Origin of the sequence: Acidithiobacillus thiooxidans ATCC 19377, assembly GCF_009662475.1 — a bacterium.
Classification (GTDB): Bacteria; Pseudomonadota; Gammaproteobacteria; order Acidithiobacillales; family Acidithiobacillaceae; genus Acidithiobacillus; species Acidithiobacillus thiooxidans.
Genome location: NZ_CP045571.1, coordinates 2,761,836 through 2,779,205 on the forward strand (window position 1 = coordinate 2,761,836; position 17,370 = coordinate 2,779,205).

Here is a 17,370-nt window from a genome sequence, read left to right on the forward strand (position 1 = left end):
CTTGCCTCTGGCGATTGTCCAGAGTCGTGCGCTCACGGGGGTGCATGCTGCTGCAGTCGCCGTAGAATGCGATCTGGGGCCGGGTCTACCCACTTTTGCTGTGGTGGGGTTGGCCGAGACTGCCGTCAAGGAATCCCGGGATCGCGTCCGCTCCGCCATTCAGAACAGTGGATTCGAGTTTCCGGCCCGGCGCATGGTCGTCAATCTGGCGCCCGCCGATCTCCCCAAGGATGGAGGGCGTTTTGACCTGCCTATTGCCATTGGCATTCTCGCCGCCAGTGGTCAGATTCCTCTGAAAGCCTTGGAAAATCTGGAAATGATCGGGGAACTGGCGCTGGATGGCAGTTTGCGTCCGGTGACCGGGGCCCTCTCCAGCAGTCTGGCTGCCGGTCAGGCCGGACATGCTTTACTGCTCCCGGAAGGCAATGCCGTGGAAGCCGCTTTAGCTCGCACTGCGCCCGTATTGGCCTGCCGCAATCTCGCGGAAGCTGTGGCCCACCTGCGCGGCACCCAACCACTGCCGGAAACGGTGCCTCATGACGAGATCGGCATAAACGCCATCCCCTATCCGGACTTGCGGGATGTGCGCGGTCAGGAAACCGTCAAACGGGCACTGATTATTGCGGCCGTCGGAGGTCATCATATTCTCCTGTCCGGGCCTCCCGGGACCGGGAAAAGCATGCTGGCCGCGCGTTTGCCCGGATTGCTTCCGCCCCTGCGCCGCAGCGAAGCCCTGGAAGTGGCCGCCATCCATAGTTTGCAAAGCGGTGGATTTGATGTGCAACGCTGGGGACAACGTCCCTTTCGCTCCCCTCATCATAGTGCCTCTTCAGCAGCACTGGTGGGTGGGGGATCGCGCCCCCGCCCCGGAGAAATCAGTCTTGCGCATCATGGCGTTCTTTTTCTGGATGAAATGCCGGAATTCTCGCGGAGTGTTCTCGAAGTGCTTCGGGAACCTCTGGAGTCCGGCGAAATCCATATTTCCAGAGCCGCCCGGCAAAGCACCTTCCCGGCGCGTTTTCAGTTGATTGCCGCCATGAATCCCTGCCCCTGCGGCAATCTCGGTAATCCACATCAGGCCTGTGTGTGCACCCCGACCCAAATTTCCCAGTATCGTGGCCGTCTTTCCGGCCCTCTGCTGGATCGTATGGACATTCAAATAGAAGTACCGAGTCTTCCGGTAGAACTCCTGCAAAAAGCGCCAGAAGGCGAAAGTTCTGCCTACTGGCGCGAACGGATCAGCGCGGCCATAAACCGACAGTGGCAACGACAGTCCTGCCGCAATGCCCAACTGCAGGGCGAAGCGTTGGACCAGCATTGTGCGCTACAGCCCGAGGGCGCCCGCTTACTGACGCGCGCCGCTGACACCCTGCATCTTTCCGCCCGTGGTTATCACCGCATTTTGCGTCTGGCCCGCAGCATTGCCGATCTGGAAGAAAGCACCACGATCAGCCTGCAGCATCTGTCCGAAGCCATCCAGTATCGGCGGCTGGCGCAAAGCTTTACTTTGTAGGCAAGCTGTAACCCAAAATTAGCCATACGTTTATTATCAGAGGAGCGATCATGTACGGTGCCAGTCCCTTCGCAGGCTTAAGCAATCCTTTAATATTACTGGCTTTATCAGGAGGCTTGGTATTTTTCGGGATAGTGGTTTTTCTGTTGACGCGCAAATAAGCGATACGACCGGTCACAACAACCATCAATCCTGCCGCGCTGACTCCTGCGGGTTTGCGGGAACCTGGGCAGCGGCCGGCAGGGCTGTTTCAAGCTGGGCAATATGGGCCATGCGCGCAAAATAGGCCTTGGCCTGTTGCGGATTTTTGCGCACACCCAGGCCTTCTTCGTAAGCAAGACCCAGGTCAAAATCAGCACGAGCCAGACCCAATCCTGCAGCTTTACGGTACCAATGGAGGGTTTCTGGCCAGCCTTTATGGACGGTGACTTCCTTACGGGTGATCAGCGGTGAATACAGGGTCCCCAGATAAAATGCCGCCTTGGCATCATGCCCACGGGCGAGCGCCTGCAACTGTGCTAAAGTGGCCGGATCAGACTCGGCCTGATTGCGCAATGACTCCAGGTCCTGGGCGGCCGCTGCCAGGGGCCAAATCAGCAGCATCAGGACCATCAGGGTGGATTTTTTCATCCGTGCAATCTCCTTTTGTCTATAATCTCAGGTATCCGCATGCTCCCGGGTGGCATGGAAGATGACCTGCGGCCAGCGTTCCATGGTCAAATCCAGATTCACCCGCGAGGGGGCCAGATAGGCAAGGCGCCCCCCCGCATCTTCAGCCAAATGATCTTCATGCTTACGGGTGAATTCTGCGAGGATTTTGGCATCCTCACATTGAATCCAGCGGGCCGTCTGGACGGTAACCGGATCAAAAATGGCTTCCACCGCGTATTCAGTTTTCAGGCGCTCTGCCACCACATCAAATTGCAGCACGCCCACTGCCCCCAGAATCATATCGCCACCCTGCAGTGGCTTGAAAACCTGGGTCGCGCCCTCCTCTGCCAACTGCTGCAGGCCTTTTTGCAGTTGCTTGGCCTTGAGCGGATTGCGCAGCCGCACCCGCCGGAACAATTCCGGCGCAAAATAGGGTATTCCCGTAAATTGCAGCGCCTCGCCCTGGCTGAAGCTGTCACCAATCTGAATGCTGCCATGGTTATGCAGGCCGATGATGTCCCCAGCATAGGCGTCTTCCACCAGTTCTCTTTCCTGGGCCAGAAAAGTGATGGGATTGTGCACCTGAATATCACGCCCTATACGCAGATGCTTGATTTTCATGCCACGCTGAAAATGACCGGAACAAACCCGCAAAAACGCTACCCGATCGCGATGCTGGGGATCCATATTGGCCTGTATTTTGAATACAAAGCCGCTGAAAGCCTGTTCATCGGGTTGCACCGCACGGCCAGTCGTTGGTCTTGGACGCGGCGAGGGTGCCCAGTCAATCAGGGCTCCGAGTAATTCCCGGACGCCGAAATTGTTGATGGCGGAGCCGAAAAATACCGGAGTCTGCTGTCCAGCCAGAAAATCTTCCAGTGAAAACGGGTTGGAAGCGGCTCGCAGCAACTCCACCTGTTCCCGCAACTCGGGCATTTCCTCAGGAAAGCGCCGGTCCAGCTCCGGATTATCCAGGCCAGCTATACATTCCAGCTGATGCTCACGGGTTTCCTCACCAGGGGCGAACACCAATACTTCATCCCGCAAAAGGTGGTAGACCCCTCGAAAACGCTTGCCCATACCAATCGGCCAGGTGACGGGGGCACATTGAATGCCCAGCACCGACTCCACTTCATCCATCAGTTCCGTAGGATCCCGGCTTTCGCGGTCAAACTTGTTCATGAAGGTGATGATGGGCGTATCGCGCAACCGACACACTTCCAGCAATTTGATGGTCTGGGCTTCCACACCATTACCGCCGTCAATGACCATCAGGGCTGAATCCACGGCCGTCAGCACCCGATAAGTATCTTCGGAGAAGTCCTGGTGACCGGGCGTATCCAGCAGGTTGATCACGTGATCCGCATATTCAAACTGCATCACCGAACTCGCCACGGAAATACCGCGATTTTTTTCAATGGCCATCCAGTCACTGGTAGCATGGCGGCTACTTTTACGCGCCTTGACGGTCCCTGCCAGTTGAATGGCACCACCAAACAACAACAGTTTTTCCGTCAGGGTAGTTTTACCCGCATCAGGATGGGAAATAATCGCAAAAGTCCGGCGCCGTTGAATAGCCTCCAGAAAGGCATCCACTGACGGAACCAGTGCTTCAGGTGAGGAAGACATAAGTTTTTTTTAACCTTCTTTGAAAAAATGCACATCACGAACCAAAGACATGGACAAAACCAGAGCATCTTCGCGACCCTCGGTATTTCGATAATAATTCAAGCGCACCCCGATTTCATGAAAACCCGCCGAGCGGTACAACTGCTGGGCGGCCGTATTGGATACCCGGACCTCCAGAAAGGCGCGTTCTGCACCCAGTTGCCCGGCGCGCGACAGGAGGTGCATGAGCATTTTACGCCCATAACCACGGCGACGCTGTGCCGGACTCACCCCCAGATTCAACACATGCGCTTCAGAGGCTCCGGTAGACAGAACACCAAAGGCAGTCAGGAGATCCGTTTCATCCTTCAGCACCCAGGCATCATATCCGGCCTGCATACAATCCCGGAATATGCCCCGCGTCCAGGGTCCAGGGGAAATGTGCGACTCCAGTGCCGCCACCGCATCCAGATCTTCCGCCTGCATCGGTCGCAACTTCATTTTTGTTGGTCCTGGGGCAGAAAGGGCCGGATGTAATGAGGTTCGAGCTGGTCAGGACGACAACCTTCATCACCTCCGAGATGACGAGCCAGTGCCAGACGAAGAACTGCATCTGCCTGCGGATAGGCATCTTCCGTCCACCCCAGGACGTTATCCTGCTGCCATTCAGAATGATACAGGGGCCAAGCGCTACCCAGCCCCCAATACCCGCCCTCATGGGGCCAGGCCACTGCCCCGGGCGGACAAACGCGCTCCTCGCCCTGCAATACTGGCAGCCCGGTACGCTCATCCTGCACATAGACGGCGGCATAGACCTCGCCTTTACGCGCATCCAGGGCCGCCAAAACTGATGGCTGGACGGTCGCTGCTGCCAACGCCTGCAAACTGGAAACCGGATATACGGGCAAACCCCGCGCCATCGCCAGAGCCTGCGCGGTACTAACTCCAATACGGACACCCGTAAAGCCGCCCGGTCCCACCCCGCAGGCGATAGCGTCCAGATCGCCAAGAACCAGTCCAGCACGCTGCAATACCCTACTGATCATCGGCAACAAAATCTGGCTGTGGGCGTTGGCCTCCACCTGACACTCCGCAACGCCATTCACGGCGACCGAGCAGGCTTCGGTAGCCGTATCTATCGCGAGAATAATCGGATCACTCATGACAGCGATGCCTTCCAGAACTGCTGCACGGCCTCCAGATCGCTCACTCGCCGCATGGGTGGCAAACTTTCCAGAAAAATCTTGCCATAAGCTTTGCTGCGCAGACGCGGATCGCAGAGCATGAGCACACCACGATCAGTTTCCGAGCGGATCAAGCGCCCTACGCCCTGGCGCAAGGCAATGACGGCCTGGGGTATTTGCAGTTCGCGAAAGGGGTCGCCTCCCGCTGCCTGACATTGTTCGGTACGTGCGCGCAAAATCGGATCAGATGGGTTGGCAAAAGGCAGCTTATCAATGATGACCGAGGACAAGGCCTCTCCCTGCACATCCACACCTTCCCAGAAACTCGCCGCGCCCAGCAACACGGCATTGCCCAGACTACGAAAGCGGTCCAGCAAGCGCGAACGCGGCATACTGCCCTGTACCAGCACGGGAAACCCCAGTTGGCGGGGCAAAAAGGATGCGGCCTCCTGCAGGGCGCGATGACTGGTAAACAGGATAAAAGTCCGCCCGGCACTGGCCTCAATCACTGGTATGGCGGCTTGCAAGCAGGCTGTCGTATAACCTGGATGACTGGGCTCAGGCAGGCCAGAGGGTAAATACAGTAAAGATTGGCGGGCATAATCAAAAGGTGAAGCGGCATTGAAAGTCTGTGCGCCACTAAGGCCCAGCGCCCGCTCGGTGACCGTAAAACTGTCTCCCACCCGCAAGGTCGCACTGGTCAACACCAGTGCCTCGATGGGCTCCAGCAGATATTTTTGCAGCGGTCCAGCCACATCCAGGGGGGTGGCGTGTAACTGCACAGTACGCGTTCTCTTCTCCTGCCAGAACACCATTTCCGGGGCATTATGCAGCAAAAAAAACTCGACGCTGGCCAGCAGCGCCACGCCCCGTGCCGCACATTGTTCCAACCCCTTGCCTCGGGCGGAGGCCTGCTGAAGGGCGTGCAGCAAGGTGATTCCGGCCTGACGTAAATGGATAAAAGCCGCCTCTTGGGGAGACCCTGGTGTCAGTGCCCACTGAGTCCGGTCCTCACCAGCCCCAAGGGCAGTGCGCCAGGCACTGGTCGCCGTCTCCACCCCGGCGGCGGCCAGCAGTAAAGGCGCGTCATCTGACGCTTCGCCAAGGGCTTCCGCACGACTGTCCCGGGCCCAATCCCACAACTGGTGACTGCTGAGTTGCCGCCCAAAGTAGCGGCCCGCCAGGTCAAAAACCTGATGAGCCTCATCCAGCACCATCGCTTCCACCCGGGGCAGCAGATCGCCCATGCCATTGGCCTTGAGTGCCAGATCGGAAAAAAGCAGATGGTGGTTCACCACCAGCAAATCGGCTTCGTGAGCCTTGCGCCGTGCTTCCACGACATGACAACGCTGATAATCAGGACATTCACTACCCAGACAATTATCCCGGGTTGAAGTCACCAGCGGCCACACCGCCGAGTCTTCCGGGACCCCACTGACTTCCGCTATATCTCCCTCCCGGGTGCGCCCCGCCCAATCCACAATTTTGGCGAGAGGAGCCGCCAGCAATGGCGCAACGCCCTCACTGCTGAAACGCTGGAGACGGTGCAGACAAAGATAGTTGGATCGCCCCTTGAGACGGCTGACGCGCATCGGCTTACCCACCACATCCGTGAGCAAGGGAATGTCTTTTTCGAGAATCTGGTCTTGCAGCGCCTTGCTCCCGGTGGAAACCAGCACCTTGCGTCCGGAAAGCATGGCGGGCAACAAGTAGGCAAACGTTTTACCTGTACCCGTACCCGCTTCAATCAATGCAACCCCACCCTGCTGCAAGGTTTGGGCAACCTGCGCGGCCATGGCCTGCTGCTGGGCACGCGCCCGAAACTGCGGCAAGCGTTGTGCCAAGGCCCCATTTTGTCCCAGATTTTCTGACCAGTCTGTTATTGTCACTGACAACGCCTGAATTTCATGCCTACTCCCGCTGCGCGCTCTGTCCTGCTATTTTTACACAATTCCGCCATAAATAGGGCATTCATGTATAAACGACGTGCACACATACTCTTTTGGCATCCGAGCCAACCTGAAAAGGCCCAATATGCTGCCCAGTTAGCCGCTGAACTTGGCGGTGAGTGGCTGATCGCCAAAGCCAATTCGGCAGAATACTTATGGCCCGATCTTATTATTGCGCTGGACTGTGATGGGATCCCTGATCTGGAACGGGCAACTCATACCCAATGCAAATTCTGGCCAGTTTACTCCACGGATCCTGAAAATAACCTGCGAGAACGCATTCTGGGTGTCATCGGCGGTTTTCGCTTACTGGCCAGACTGGATCAAAGTACACCGCCGCAAGCCTGAGCCCGGGTGAACAAGCTGGCCCTTTCGGAACCAGGCGTATTGTCCCGATTGTTCGATTAGGCCCAAAAGTTTAAAATTATGTGTAAGTTAGCGCATTCTGAAAGCGAGCATCTTGACCCTTGCGGATAGATAAAAAGCCCTGACTGTTCGGGCTTAATTATTGCTTAAAGCCCTTATAAAATTGTAAACAGATGCCAAACACTACCGCGAAACAGGAGCCAACAAGATGTCAGCGCAACTCCAATCACCCTATTTTTCACTCAAAGAGCCCGCATCCATAGAAAACTCCAAAGCTCAGCGTATTGCCTGGGCCATTTTTCTGAGCGTCGGCGCCGTTGCCACCTGGGCCGTATTTCGTGCCGAATTCTGGATGTGGCAATTCATCATCCTCGGTATGTGGTATGCCGGGCTTATGTGGTTTGGTCTGAAATGGCCGGCTTTCCGGGCTTTGTTTCTGGTCGTCATGGCCATTGCCGGCACCGGAGTAGGGCTTTATCAATGGGGTTTCACAACGCACAACAGCCTCGCAATACGTTATTTTTTCCACAGTAATGCAATGTTTTACTGGATGAGTGGCGCGATTCTGCTCAGTGCCGCCGGCTACTATTTGTATTTGTTTGCCGGTAACCAGAATGCGGGCAACTGGGGGCATCGCCTGGCCTGGATTGCCGTTGTTCTGGGCTTTGCCGGTCTGGCCATTCGCTGGCGAGAAACCTATATCGGCCACCCATCCTGGGGACATATTCCCGTCAGCAATATATATGATGTGATGGTGTTATTTTGTGCGACCACCATCCTGTTTTACTTGTTTCACGAAAATCGCACAGAAAACCGGGGATTGGGGGCTTTTGTTCTGCCTTTGGTGCTGGTCGCTGATATTTTTCTGATCTGGGTGGGTGCGGCTTATCATTTGAACCGTATTCAACCACTGATTCCGGCATTGCAGAGTTTCTGGATGAAAATCCATGTACCCTCCATGTTCATTGCCTACGCCAATTTTTACATTTCAGCCATGGCCGGTTTGGCCTATTTGCTGAAAGAACGCGCCATCAGCAGCGGTAACTTCCTGCGTGATCGCCTGCCCAGCCTGGAATTACTGGACAAGACCTTTTCCGGAACCATCGCCTTCGGATTTTTGTTTTTTACGGTCGGCACCATTCTCGGTGCAGTCTGGGCTGCCAAGGCCTGGGGGGGATTCTGGTCCTGGGACCCCAAGGAAACCTGGGCTCTGATTGTCTGGCTGAATTATGCCGGCTTCCTGCACGCCCGTAGTCAGCGCAACTGGGAAGGACGCCCCATGGCCTGGTGGGCATTTATCAGCCTGATCGTCGTTACCTTCTGTTTCATCGGCGTCGACTTGTTCCTGGGTGGGCTGCACTCCTACGGCAAACTCTGAATTGTCAGACAGACGGCCGTGGGCCGGGAAGCTTTGCAGCGACTTTGGCCCGCGCCGTTGTTGTTCTTGGTGAAATCCTGCGCCCGTCAGGAGAGCTGCTTGAGCCCAAAGGGCGAGTTCTCTCCTGACAGCAGGATGAGCCTTAGAACAACAGGCAAGGGACGTTGGAGCAAAAAGCTTCCCGGCCCACGGCCGCCTTTACGATGAACCGTAAAGCCAAACATCAAAGAAGCACAACCCGCAGCTTCAAGTCTGCGGGTTTTTTGTGCAATGCTCTGTCGGTAAAGCAAACTTAATAAGAGTTGGCTACCGGCAAGCTGCGCGCGCCGTCATAATGCGCTGCCCAATAAGGATCATTCAGGCTGCCAATCTGGACACCAGTGCTGGGTGTCTGGGCGCTGACGAAACGCTGGTGACCGATGTATATACCTACGTGAGAATAAGCCCGATGCATGGTATCAAAAAACACCAGATCTCCGGGCTTGAGGTTTTCCCGGGACACCTTGTGCAACTCCGCAGCCTGGGCATAAGAAGTGCGCGGCACCTGAATGTCAAATTTGGCCAGTATGTATTTCACGAAGCCACTGCAATCAAAACCTGAAGCCGGACTCATCCCGCCCCAGCGATAGGGGGCACCAATAAACTTCAAGGCCGAAACCACCATGGCCCGGGGCGAAAGCCAGGAATCGCCCGAGGACGACGAAGCATTGCTCCCGGTATTAGTTTGATCCGCCTGTTGTTGGGCCATATCGTCTGCCAATTCAGCAGCAGCCTGAGGCCCGCTGGCGGCGTCGCCGCTGGACTCTAAAGCCTGCAGCGGATGACGGGCCCAGTGATAGGCCTGACTGGCGAACATTTCCAGGGCAATGCGCAGATGTGACTGTTCCGGCGCGGAAGTGGCGACCACTGCATCCACCGGGGCTGCCGCTGGCTTGGCCGGAGAATCTGTAGTCATCGTGCTGGCTGCGAGACCGGTTTTCACCAGCACCAGGGATTGATCCACAAAGTCGGGGCTGGTGACCGAATTGTCAGGGGCATCCGGAAACGAATGAACAGGAAATTGGTAATTTGTTACCGGCTGAGGTGCTGCACCTACTCCCGCAAATTCCACCGGGGAAAGATGCATCAACTGCAGGGCCGTTGGCGTCAAAGCCGTATAATCGGCTGCTTCGACTGGTAAAGCCTTATGCCTATGCGAAACTTTTCGGACCGATTTGACGGCATGATAACGTCTCGAATAGAGATGCCTGGGAGAGGTCTCCCGATGATACCGATGCGCATCCACTCGATGAGCTGCCGTCTTAACATGATGTGGCGCGGCCTGAGCCACAGCAACACCTCCTGTACACAAACATACCGCTAAAGCAATCTGCCAGCGATGCTTCTTCTTCATTCTTATCTCCAGAATCACCTGGGAATCGCCGCTGCGTAATCTGCCCAAGGGCTGATTATGCAGAGACATTGCCATTTCTCATAAAGTTGAAAGAGAAACTTCGAGGCTACCCCCTGAACCCAACAAAAAAGCCGAACGTTGGTTCGGCTCGATGAGAATTACCCGGACTACGGAACACGCGGGCCGACACCGAATCAAAACTGCCGGCAGCTTGGGGCGCCAAGCCCCAAATAACCAGACAGTCTTCTCCCGAATCAATTCGAATATTAGCCATTAGTAAAATCGATGCTCCATAGTCCGTATTTGGGAATATAGGTGGAATTGCCGGGACAGGCAAGGTCTGAAAAGCAATTTTTTTCCTGATTTCCGAAAAATACTTAAAACTGGCCTGAGTATTGCTTTAATACAAGGAGATAGCAAAAATCAAGGAGCGCATGCATGTTCTCTTCTGTCTTAATGAGCAAAAAAAGTTGGCTTTATTCTATAGGCTTAGCGTTTTCCATGACCCTCATGACAAGCGGCTTCAGCCCGTCTGGCCAAGCCTCGACGCTGGGCCAGATGGCAGCCAGTTTTGCCCCAAAGCGCACAGTGGCCAGCTCTGCACAGATCTGGCAGCGACTCAATCATGCCCGCTGGTTCGTCCAAGGTTCGGGGCCACACATCATTTATCTGATATTTGATCCGAACTGCCCCTATTGCCATCTTCTCATCCAGGAACTGCAATCTCTGATCAAACCCGATCAACTCAGCATACGCTATGTTCCCGTGGGCTTTCTGGAACCTTCCAGTACCGGCAAAGCTGCCGCGATTCTGGAGGCGAAAAACCCACTGAAGGCCCTATGGGAAAATGAAAAAGGGTTTACGGAAAAAGGTCATGATGGTGCCATCCGGGAAATTCTGCCCAGTACGGCAACTGAAAAAGCACTGAAAAACAACCTGAGCATACTCGAAGCCACCGGCCAGAAAACTGTCCCTACCATGCTTTACATGGATAGCCACAATCAGCCACAAATTGTCTGGCAGGTTCTGGATGCTAAAAATCTCGCCCAGACCCTAAAGGGACTTCACTAGCCAAATTTGGAGCCGATGCCGGACTGGGAAGCTTTGCAGCGACTTTGGCCCGCGCCGTTGTTGTTCTTGGTGAAATCCTGCGCCCGTCAGGAGAGCTGTCTGAGCCCAAAGGGCGAGTTCTCTCCTGACAGCAGGATGAGCCTTAGAACAACAGGCAAGGGGCGTTGGAGCAAAAAGCTTCCCGGCCCGGCATCGGCTCCAGCTTCCCGCAAAAAAATAATCCAAAAATATTGACATTGCCAACAGCCTCTATAATATTAAGAATCATTATCGTTAATATTCTAATAACGGAGCGTATCTGCAATGTCTCGCCTGTCTTTTTCCTTGGCGACTGCACTTTGTGCGGCGTCTTTTCTGGGCTGTCCAGTAATCGGTTACGCTGATGCTGCTGACAGCAACCCGGAATCCTCCATACCCAACACCCCCGGACTTTCTGCAAAGTACTTACCTGCTTACTCCCACATCGGCAACGGGCTATCCTGGGCGGGACATCTGGACAGCGAGATTTTTTCCAATTTTTCGGGAGGAATCAAGCAAGGCAGTGAAGGCAATATTGTCGGACAAATCGGGGCTGAATATGACACCGACAAAGCCGGGCTCTGGAAGGGAGGCAAATTCACCCTCTCCCTGATGGGCATTTACAGTAGTGGCATTCAGCAAAACTATAGTGGTGATATTCAGACTGCCAGTAATATCTGGGCGCCCAATGCCGTCCGTTTTTACGATGCCGCCTATCGGCAACGCTGGAATGACTGGCTCAACACCCGGGTAGGTTATATGGACGTCAACTATTATTTTGATGTTGCCGCCAATGCCCTGCAATTGATCAACAGCTCTTTTGGCATATCGCCCACCATCACGGTCAACGTCCCCGGCACTGCCACCTATCCCTATTCCGGCCTCGGCCTGCTGGTCAGCACACACACGCAAAATGTGAGTAACAAATTAGCAATTTTTCAGGGTGACCCACAGCATCAGACTTCTGCTTTTGAACGAGGCTACATGGCCCTGTGGGAAGGCGCTCTGCACTGGGGTCACAAAGCCGACGAAGACATGGAGGACAATACCGATGAATATGGCCAATATGAATTAAAAATCGGTGCCTGGCACTACCAGCAGGCCAACCCCGAACTTTATGGCTTATCACCCAGCACCGCCGGTGCCTATGGCATCGTCGAAGGAAACTGGACACTGCCGGGTGAACGCCAGCTCGGCGCATTTGTGCAGGCCGGGGCAGCGCCGCAAAACTTCAATCCCGTCCCCTGGTACCTGGGCGTGGGCTTGCGGCTCGGGCATCCCTTTGCAGACCGCCCGGACGACAGCATTTCCATTGGTATGGCCAGAGCCTGGTTACGCCCTGAGGCCGTCGCTGCGGGACTGGATGTGGAACCAGCCAGCATCCATCCCGCTGAAACCAGCTATGAACTCACTTATCTGGCAAAAGTAACGGAGCACATCAATATTCAGCCGGATTTGCAATACATCCAGCATCCTTCCGGTTATTACCCGGATGCTCTGGTCGGTATTTTGCGTCTGCACCTCGAATTTTTTTGAATGTTGAATCAGGAAGCCTATTCATCCATGAACATGCACAATCTTACTTCTGAAAATCCTTCACGCAGCCTCGATCAGTTACCCGGCGCTGCCTCCGCGCGCATTGACCGAATTGCTGGTGATCGGACCATGCAGCAACGTCTGCAAATGCTGGGTATTCGTCCGGGCGTCGCACTGCATATTGTCCACGGCCCCAACAAACGTGGGGTAGTCATTCAAATCAACGGGGCGCGTTTTGCCATCGGCAACAGCATGGTTCAGAAAATATGGGTTACGGAGCTATCCGCATGAGCGCCTGTCATGAAAATCAGGGAAGAGCAGCCCCAGTCCTGTCCGAACAAAGCATTGTTCTTGCGGGTAATCCCAACTGTGGCAAGACCACGGTGTTCAACCTGCTCACCGGCGCTCACCAGCAGGTCGGCAACTGGCCGGGGGTCACGGTAGAAAAACGCAGCGGCAGCCTGCAGCTTGCCAAGAAGAAAGTTTCGGTTATCGATCTTCCCGGCGTTTACAGCCTGATGGGTGGTGGCGGAGAGGATCAACGGGTCGCCCGGGATTTTCTGCTGGATACCCCGGTAGACCTGATTGTCAACATTGTTGATGCTTCCAATCTGGAACGCCATCTCGCCTTGACCGCCGAATTGCTGGAAACCGGCCACCCCATGCTGCTCATCATGAATATGACGGACGAGGCAGAAGCCAGAGGCTGGAAGTTACATTGTGCTGAGCTGGAAAATGCTTTGGGAATTCCCGTAGTGCCTATGGTAGCGCGAAAAAACAAAGGTCGAGACTATTTACTCCAGAGGATGATTGAAGCCTTGCAAAAAAAGCCGCAGGGTCATCCAATCGTTTATCCGGTCCCTGTGGAAGAAGCACTGCAAACACTGGGGACAGCAATAAGCGGACCAAATACGGCCAGAACCAGGGTGGACGCTCTGCGTCTGCTGGATGGCTCTGCGCAACCCTCTTCAGAGCAGAACGCGAAAATCCTGAAAGACTTGCGCCGGCATATTGAGTTGATCAGTGATGAGGATCCCGCTGACCTGGTCATGGACCGGCGTTTTTCCTGGGCTCACGACATGGCGGGTATTGCCCTGCAAGACCACGGGAAGAAGGGTCTGCGTGAAAAAATCAATCACCATCTGGATCGCATTGTGCTCAATGAATGGCTGGGTGTACCGATATTTTTGCTGGTTCTTTATCTGGTGTTTGTCGTAAGTTTCAGTGGCGGCAATATTTTCCTGGATTTTTTTGATCAGGCTTCTGCGGCTCTGCTCATCCATGGAACCGGGCATCTCCTGTTGCTGACGGGTTTACCGGACTGGCTGATTTCAGTGATTGCCGGCGGGGTTGGCGGCGGTCTCAATCTGGTGATTTCCTTTATCCCCCCCATTGGCCTTACTTTTCTCTTTCTGGCATTTCTGGATGACTCCGGCTATATGGCGCGTGCCGCCTATGCCATGGATCGCCTGATGCGACGCATGGGCTTACCCGGCAACGCGCTGGTGCCCATGGTCATTGGTTTTGGCTGCAATGTTCCGGCCATTATGGGTGCGCGTATTATCGAGGATCCGCGTGGACGCATTTTGACCGTGTTGATGCAACCCTTCATGTCCTGCTCGGCGCGTCTCACCATCTACATGGCTTTTGCGGTCGTATTTTTCCGCAGCAATGGTGGTCAGGTCGTATTTGCCTTATATGTTCTGGGCATAGTGGTCGCGCTGCTCACGGCCTGGTTGCTGGGGAAAACGGCCCTGCGCGGTGAAGCCATGCCTTTTGTCATGGAACTGCCGCCCTACCGCCTGCCCAGTTTCCGCAGCGTCGTCCTGCAAAGCTGGCAGCGCCTGAAGGTCTTTATTTTCCGGGTCGGCAAGGTCATCGCCGTCATCGGTCTGGTGCTCTTCATCCTGCCCGGCATCGGCTGGACCAGTCAGGGACTGCGCAGCACGGACATTGATCACTCCCTGCTGGCCCAAGGCAGTCAGGCATTGGTTCCGATATTCGCACCCATGGGCATCAAGACTGACAACTGGCCCGCCGTATCCGGCCTCATTGCCGGTGCGGCAGCCAAGGAAATCGTCATCGGCACCCTCAATGGTATTTATCAACGCCAAAATGCGGCGGATTTGATGGCGGATTACCGGCAGCCCGACATTATCGGCCAACTGCGGGATGCGCTAATGACCATTCCGGCTAATGCCCTGACCTTTATACGCACACTGGACGATCCTCTGGGCTTGAGTGCCATGACTTCCACCACTGAAACGGAGCAGGCCTCCGGCGCAGAAAGCGCCACCCTGCAAGCCATTGCCGCAGGCTTTACGCCGCTCTCGGCTTTTGCTTACCTGGTGTTTGTATTGCTCTATGTACCCTGCGCCAGCACCATGGGAGCCCTGCGCCGGGAAGTCGGTTGGGGATGGATGGGGTTTTCCCTGCTTTACGGCACCGGTCTCGCTTGGGGTACCAGTACGCTCATTTTTCAGGCAGGAACTTTCGTCGCCCACCCTGCTGCATCACTGGCCTGGATAGCCGGGATTCTGACGAGCTTCGGACTGCTGATCATTGCCCTGCGCATTTATGGGCGACGCCAGGAAGCGAGTCCCGCAGCCAGCCTCAAAAAGCAGGCTGCGGTATGAGCACATTGTTTGCCGTGCGCGACAGCCTGCGTGATCACACTCTGCTGACCAGCAGCCAGATTGCCGTAATTTTGAACCTGCCCAAAAGCACGGTAGAAGATATGCTGCTTTACTGGCAAAGCCGGGGGCGCGTCGAGGCTGTTTCACTCTCTTCAGCTAAAAGCTGTGGGAGTTCGTGCCAGTCTGGAAGTTGCAGCAGTTGCGCCAGCCCAGCACAAAATGCGGCACTGCAAGCCTGGCGTTGGCGGGACCCGTCCGAAGTTTCTGCGGGTAGCGTCATGACTTTTCACCCGCCACAACATCCCTGAGTTCAGCCAAATCCCGAAAACTGCTCGGATCATCAGGCCCTCTTGCCCCTCCCGGTGGCTCCTCTATACTCCAATTTGGAGAATCGGCCAGAAGTTTGCGGACAGAGGTGCATCATGCAGGTAAAAGTAGCTGCCATTCAGATGGCAGTCGGCGACAACGAAGCGGAAAACATCGACAAGGCACTGCAGCAGGTACATTGTGCTGCAGATGCTGGAGCGAACATCATCCTCCTCCAGGAGTTATTCAGCACACCCTACTTTTGCAAGGATCAGAACCCGGATTTTTTGGCACTGGCTCAGCCGCGCAGCTCCCATCCCGCATTACTCGCCCTGCAAAAGCTGGCGAAAGACCGGCATCTGGTCCTGCCCGTGAGTTTTTTTGAGCGCGCCAACAACGCCTTTTTTAATAGTGTGGTGGTTTTTGATGCCGACGGAAAGGATCTGGGGCTGTACCGTAAAGCCCATATCCCCGATGGTCCCGGCTATCAGGAAAAATTTTACTTCAGTCCCGGCGACACCGGCTTCAAAATTTTCGACACCCAATATGGCCGAATTGGCGTCGCCATCTGCTGGGACCAATGGTTTCCCGAAGCCGCCCGGGTGATGGCACTGCAAGGGGCGGAAATCCTGTTTTATCCCACCGCCATCGGTTCCGAACCCCGTGCCCCGGAAATCAATAGTCGTGGGCACTGGACCCGGGTGATGCAGGGACATGCCGCTGCCAATCTGGTCCCGCTCGTAGCGGCGAATCGGATCGGCCACGAAATAGGCGCGGAAAGCAGCATCACCTTTTATGGCGGCTCTTTTATCAGTGATCCGACCGGGGCCCTGCTCGCCCAGGCTGACCAGGAGGAATGCATCCTCTATGCTGATCTGGATTTATCCAAACTGGCGGCACAACGGGCCGAGTGGGGATTATTCCGGGATCGCCGCCCGGAGTTGTACGCGCCCATCCTCAGCCTGGATGGAAACCCTTCCGATGGATGAGATTTTACCTCCGGAACCCCCGGTCATCGCCCTCAGCGCTTATGAGCGGAACGGCGAACCTTTTTCCCTTGCGCCCCAGTACGCCGCAGCCGTATGCCAGGCGGGAGGTCTGCCGGTTTTGTTTCCACCCCAATGTCCGGAAGCCCGGATTATTTTGTCGCGCTGCGATGCCCTGGTGCTGACGGGTGGTGGAGATATTTCCCCGGAGTTTTATCGCGCTACCTGTGATGAAAGTGTGTACATGGTGCATCCAGATCGCGATGCAGCAGAAATTGCCCTGGCACGGGAAGCCATCGCCCGCCGCATTCCGGTATTGGGTATTTGTCGCGGCCTGCAAATCATCAATGTCGCGCTGGGGGGTGACCTCCTGCAGGATTTACCCAAAAATATTGGTACCCGCATCTGTCATCGCAACAATGACGGGGATCCCATCATGCATGAAGTCATTGTCCTGCCGGATACCCTTTTGGGCAGCATTGTTCGTCGGGAAACCCTGGAAATTTCTTCCTGGCATCATCAGGCTATTGCCAACATGGCCCCGTCCCTGCGTATCAACGCCATCGCCGAAGATGGCGTGATTGAGGCCGTGGACATGCCCGACAACCCGGATATTTTCGCCGTACAGTGGCACCCGGAACATACTGCCGCTGGTGATCCCCATCAGCAGGCGCTTTTCAACTGGCTGGTGAAACGTGCCGAGCGCCGCATTGTGCGGACCATCGAACGACAGGAAAACAAGAGCTGAACGGTTAATCTTGCAGGCTTCAGCCGA

The 17,370-nt window shown here is 55.4% G+C and carries 16 protein-coding genes; 10 read left to right on the top strand and 6 right to left on the bottom strand.

The features are described from left to right. Nucleotide 1 precedes the first annotated feature (1 nt). The gene (locus GCD22_RS14510) at nt 2–1,513 is read left to right on the top strand and encodes a YifB family Mg chelatase-like AAA ATPase (RefSeq protein WP_081577707.1); all 1,512 of its coding nucleotides are present in this window, start codon (nt 2–4) and stop codon (nt 1,511–1,513) included. Nucleotides 1,514–1,699: 186 nt separating this feature from the next. Here GCD22_RS14510 and GCD22_RS14515 read toward each other — a convergent pair whose 3' ends face one another. The 5 genes from GCD22_RS14515 to yoaA are packed head-to-tail and all read right to left on the bottom strand — an operon-like array spanning nt 1,700 to nt 6,845. After that, entirely contained in the window at nt 1,700–2,143 is a 444-nt protein-coding gene (locus tag GCD22_RS14515; RefSeq protein ID WP_031574014.1) for an SEL1-like repeat protein, read from the bottom strand. Nucleotides 2,144–2,170: 27 nt separating this feature from the next. Next, nucleotides 2,171–3,793, bottom strand: coding sequence for a peptide chain release factor 3 (locus tag GCD22_RS14520; RefSeq protein ID WP_051690695.1), 1,623 nt, complete (start codon nt 3,791–3,793; stop codon nt 2,171–2,173). Nucleotides 3,794–3,802: 9 nt separating this feature from the next. Continuing rightward, nucleotides 3,803–4,273: a ribosomal protein S18-alanine N-acetyltransferase gene (gene rimI / locus GCD22_RS14525; RefSeq protein WP_031574019.1), complete on the bottom strand. Its 471-nt coding sequence runs from the start codon at nt 4,271–4,273 to the stop codon at nt 3,803–3,805. Further along, the gene (gene tsaB / locus GCD22_RS14530; RefSeq protein ID WP_031574022.1) at nt 4,270–4,935 is read right to left on the bottom strand and encodes a tRNA (adenosine(37)-N6)-threonylcarbamoyltransferase complex dimerization subunit type 1 TsaB; all 666 of its coding nucleotides are present in this window, start codon (nt 4,933–4,935) and stop codon (nt 4,270–4,272) included. Before tsaB ends, rimI begins: the two co-directional genes overlap by 4 nt. Continuing rightward, entirely contained in the window at nt 4,932–6,845 is a 1,914-nt protein-coding gene (gene yoaA, locus GCD22_RS14535; protein WP_051690696.1) for a DNA repair helicase YoaA, read from the bottom strand. Before yoaA ends, tsaB begins: the two co-directional genes overlap by 4 nt. Nucleotides 6,846–6,929: 84 nt before the next feature. Here yoaA and GCD22_RS14540 point away from each other — a divergent pair, with 84 nt between their 5' ends. Together GCD22_RS14540 and ccsB are read left to right on the top strand one after the other, a co-directional pair. Next, nucleotides 6,930–7,253 (top strand): hypothetical protein, encoded by a 324-nt coding sequence (locus tag GCD22_RS14540; RefSeq protein WP_031574028.1) that lies wholly within the window; start codon nt 6,930–6,932, stop codon nt 7,251–7,253. A gap of 226 nt (nt 7,254–7,479) precedes the next feature. After that, a complete protein-coding gene (gene ccsB, locus GCD22_RS14545; RefSeq protein ID WP_010640363.1) occupies nt 7,480–8,649 on the top strand; it encodes a c-type cytochrome biogenesis protein CcsB in 1,170 nt (389 codons plus the stop codon). A gap of 292 nt (nt 8,650–8,941) precedes the next feature. On the opposite strand, the gene GCD22_RS14550 is transcribed toward ccsB, so the two are convergent. Next, a complete protein-coding gene (locus GCD22_RS14550) occupies nt 8,942–10,111 on the bottom strand; it encodes a C40 family peptidase (RefSeq protein WP_226831102.1) in 1,170 nt (389 codons plus the stop codon). Between the two features lie 432 nt (nt 10,112–10,543). Between GCD22_RS14550 and GCD22_RS14555 the strand changes: the two genes are divergently transcribed. The 7 genes from GCD22_RS14555 to GCD22_RS14585 all read left to right on the top strand — a co-directional run bounded on the left by GCD22_RS14555 (nt 10,544) and on the right by GCD22_RS14585 (nt 17,343). After that, nucleotides 10,544–11,113 carry a thioredoxin fold domain-containing protein gene (locus GCD22_RS14555; RefSeq protein WP_158006105.1) on the top strand — a complete coding sequence of 190 codons (570 nt, stop codon included), beginning with the start codon at nt 10,544–10,546 and terminating at the stop codon, nt 11,111–11,113. 303 nt (nt 11,114–11,416) lie between these two features. Further along, nucleotides 11,417–12,667 carry a carbohydrate porin gene (locus GCD22_RS14560; protein ID WP_031573218.1) on the top strand — a complete coding sequence of 417 codons (1,251 nt, stop codon included), beginning with the start codon at nt 11,417–11,419 and terminating at the stop codon, nt 12,665–12,667. Nucleotides 12,668–12,694: 27 nt separating this feature from the next. Next, nucleotides 12,695–12,958 (top strand): FeoA family protein, encoded by a 264-nt coding sequence (locus GCD22_RS14565; protein ID WP_031573216.1) that lies wholly within the window; start codon nt 12,695–12,697, stop codon nt 12,956–12,958. Beyond that, nucleotides 12,955–15,303 (top strand): Fe(2+) transporter permease subunit FeoB, encoded by a 2,349-nt coding sequence (gene feoB / locus GCD22_RS14570; protein WP_031573215.1) that lies wholly within the window; start codon nt 12,955–12,957, stop codon nt 15,301–15,303. The genes GCD22_RS14565 and feoB overlap by 4 nt, the downstream gene beginning before the upstream one ends. Continuing rightward, on the top strand, nt 15,300–15,611 hold the full coding sequence (locus GCD22_RS14575; protein WP_010637335.1) for a FeoC-like transcriptional regulator: 312 nt from the start codon (nt 15,300–15,302) through the stop codon (nt 15,609–15,611). The genes feoB and GCD22_RS14575 overlap by 4 nt, the downstream gene beginning before the upstream one ends. Nucleotides 15,612–15,725: 114 nt before the next feature. Next, nucleotides 15,726–16,598, top strand: a complete 873-nt coding sequence (gene aguB, locus GCD22_RS14580; RefSeq protein WP_031573213.1) for an N-carbamoylputrescine amidase — start codon at nt 15,726–15,728, stop codon at nt 16,596–16,598. Continuing rightward, on the top strand, nt 16,591–17,343 hold the full coding sequence (locus GCD22_RS14585; protein ID WP_024893017.1) for a gamma-glutamyl-gamma-aminobutyrate hydrolase family protein: 753 nt from the start codon (nt 16,591–16,593) through the stop codon (nt 17,341–17,343). Before aguB ends, GCD22_RS14585 begins: the two co-directional genes overlap by 8 nt. Nucleotides 17,344–17,370: the final 27 nt, after the last annotated feature.

Bases quoted from the DNA above. Each gene is read 5' to 3' on its own strand.
- GCD22_RS14515 (WP_031574014.1), bottom strand. From the start codon at position 2,143: ATGAAAAAATCCACCCTGATGGTCCTGATGCTGCTGATTTGGCCCCTG.
- GCD22_RS14520 (WP_051690695.1), bottom strand. From the start codon at position 3,793: ATGTCTTCCTCACCTGAAGCACTGGTTCCGTCAGTGGATGCCTTTCTG.
- rimI (WP_031574019.1), bottom strand. From the start codon at position 4,273: ATGAAGTTGCGACCGATGCAGGCGGAAGATCTGGATGCGGTGGCGGCA.
- tsaB (WP_031574022.1), bottom strand. From the start codon at position 4,935: ATGAGTGATCCGATTATTCTCGCGATAGATACGGCTACCGAAGCCTGC.
- GCD22_RS14540 (WP_031574028.1), top strand. From the start codon at position 6,930: ATGTATAAACGACGTGCACACATACTCTTTTGGCATCCGAGCCAACCT.
- ccsB (WP_010640363.1), top strand. From the start codon at position 7,480: ATGTCAGCGCAACTCCAATCACCCTATTTTTCACTCAAAGAGCCCGCA.
- GCD22_RS14550 (WP_226831102.1), bottom strand. From the start codon at position 10,111: ATGTCTCTGCATAATCAGCCCTTGGGCAGATTACGCAGCGGCGATTCC.
- GCD22_RS14555 (WP_158006105.1), top strand. From the start codon at position 10,544: ATGACCCTCATGACAAGCGGCTTCAGCCCGTCTGGCCAAGCCTCGACG.
- GCD22_RS14560 (WP_031573218.1), top strand. From the start codon at position 11,417: ATGTCTCGCCTGTCTTTTTCCTTGGCGACTGCACTTTGTGCGGCGTCT.
- GCD22_RS14565 (WP_031573216.1), top strand. From the start codon at position 12,695: ATGAACATGCACAATCTTACTTCTGAAAATCCTTCACGCAGCCTCGAT.
- feoB (WP_031573215.1), top strand. From the start codon at position 12,955: ATGAGCGCCTGTCATGAAAATCAGGGAAGAGCAGCCCCAGTCCTGTCC.
- GCD22_RS14575 (WP_010637335.1), top strand. From the start codon at position 15,300: ATGAGCACATTGTTTGCCGTGCGCGACAGCCTGCGTGATCACACTCTG.
- aguB (WP_031573213.1), top strand. From the start codon at position 15,726: ATGCAGGTAAAAGTAGCTGCCATTCAGATGGCAGTCGGCGACAACGAA.
- GCD22_RS14585 (WP_024893017.1), top strand. From the start codon at position 16,591: ATGGATGAGATTTTACCTCCGGAACCCCCGGTCATCGCCCTCAGCGCT.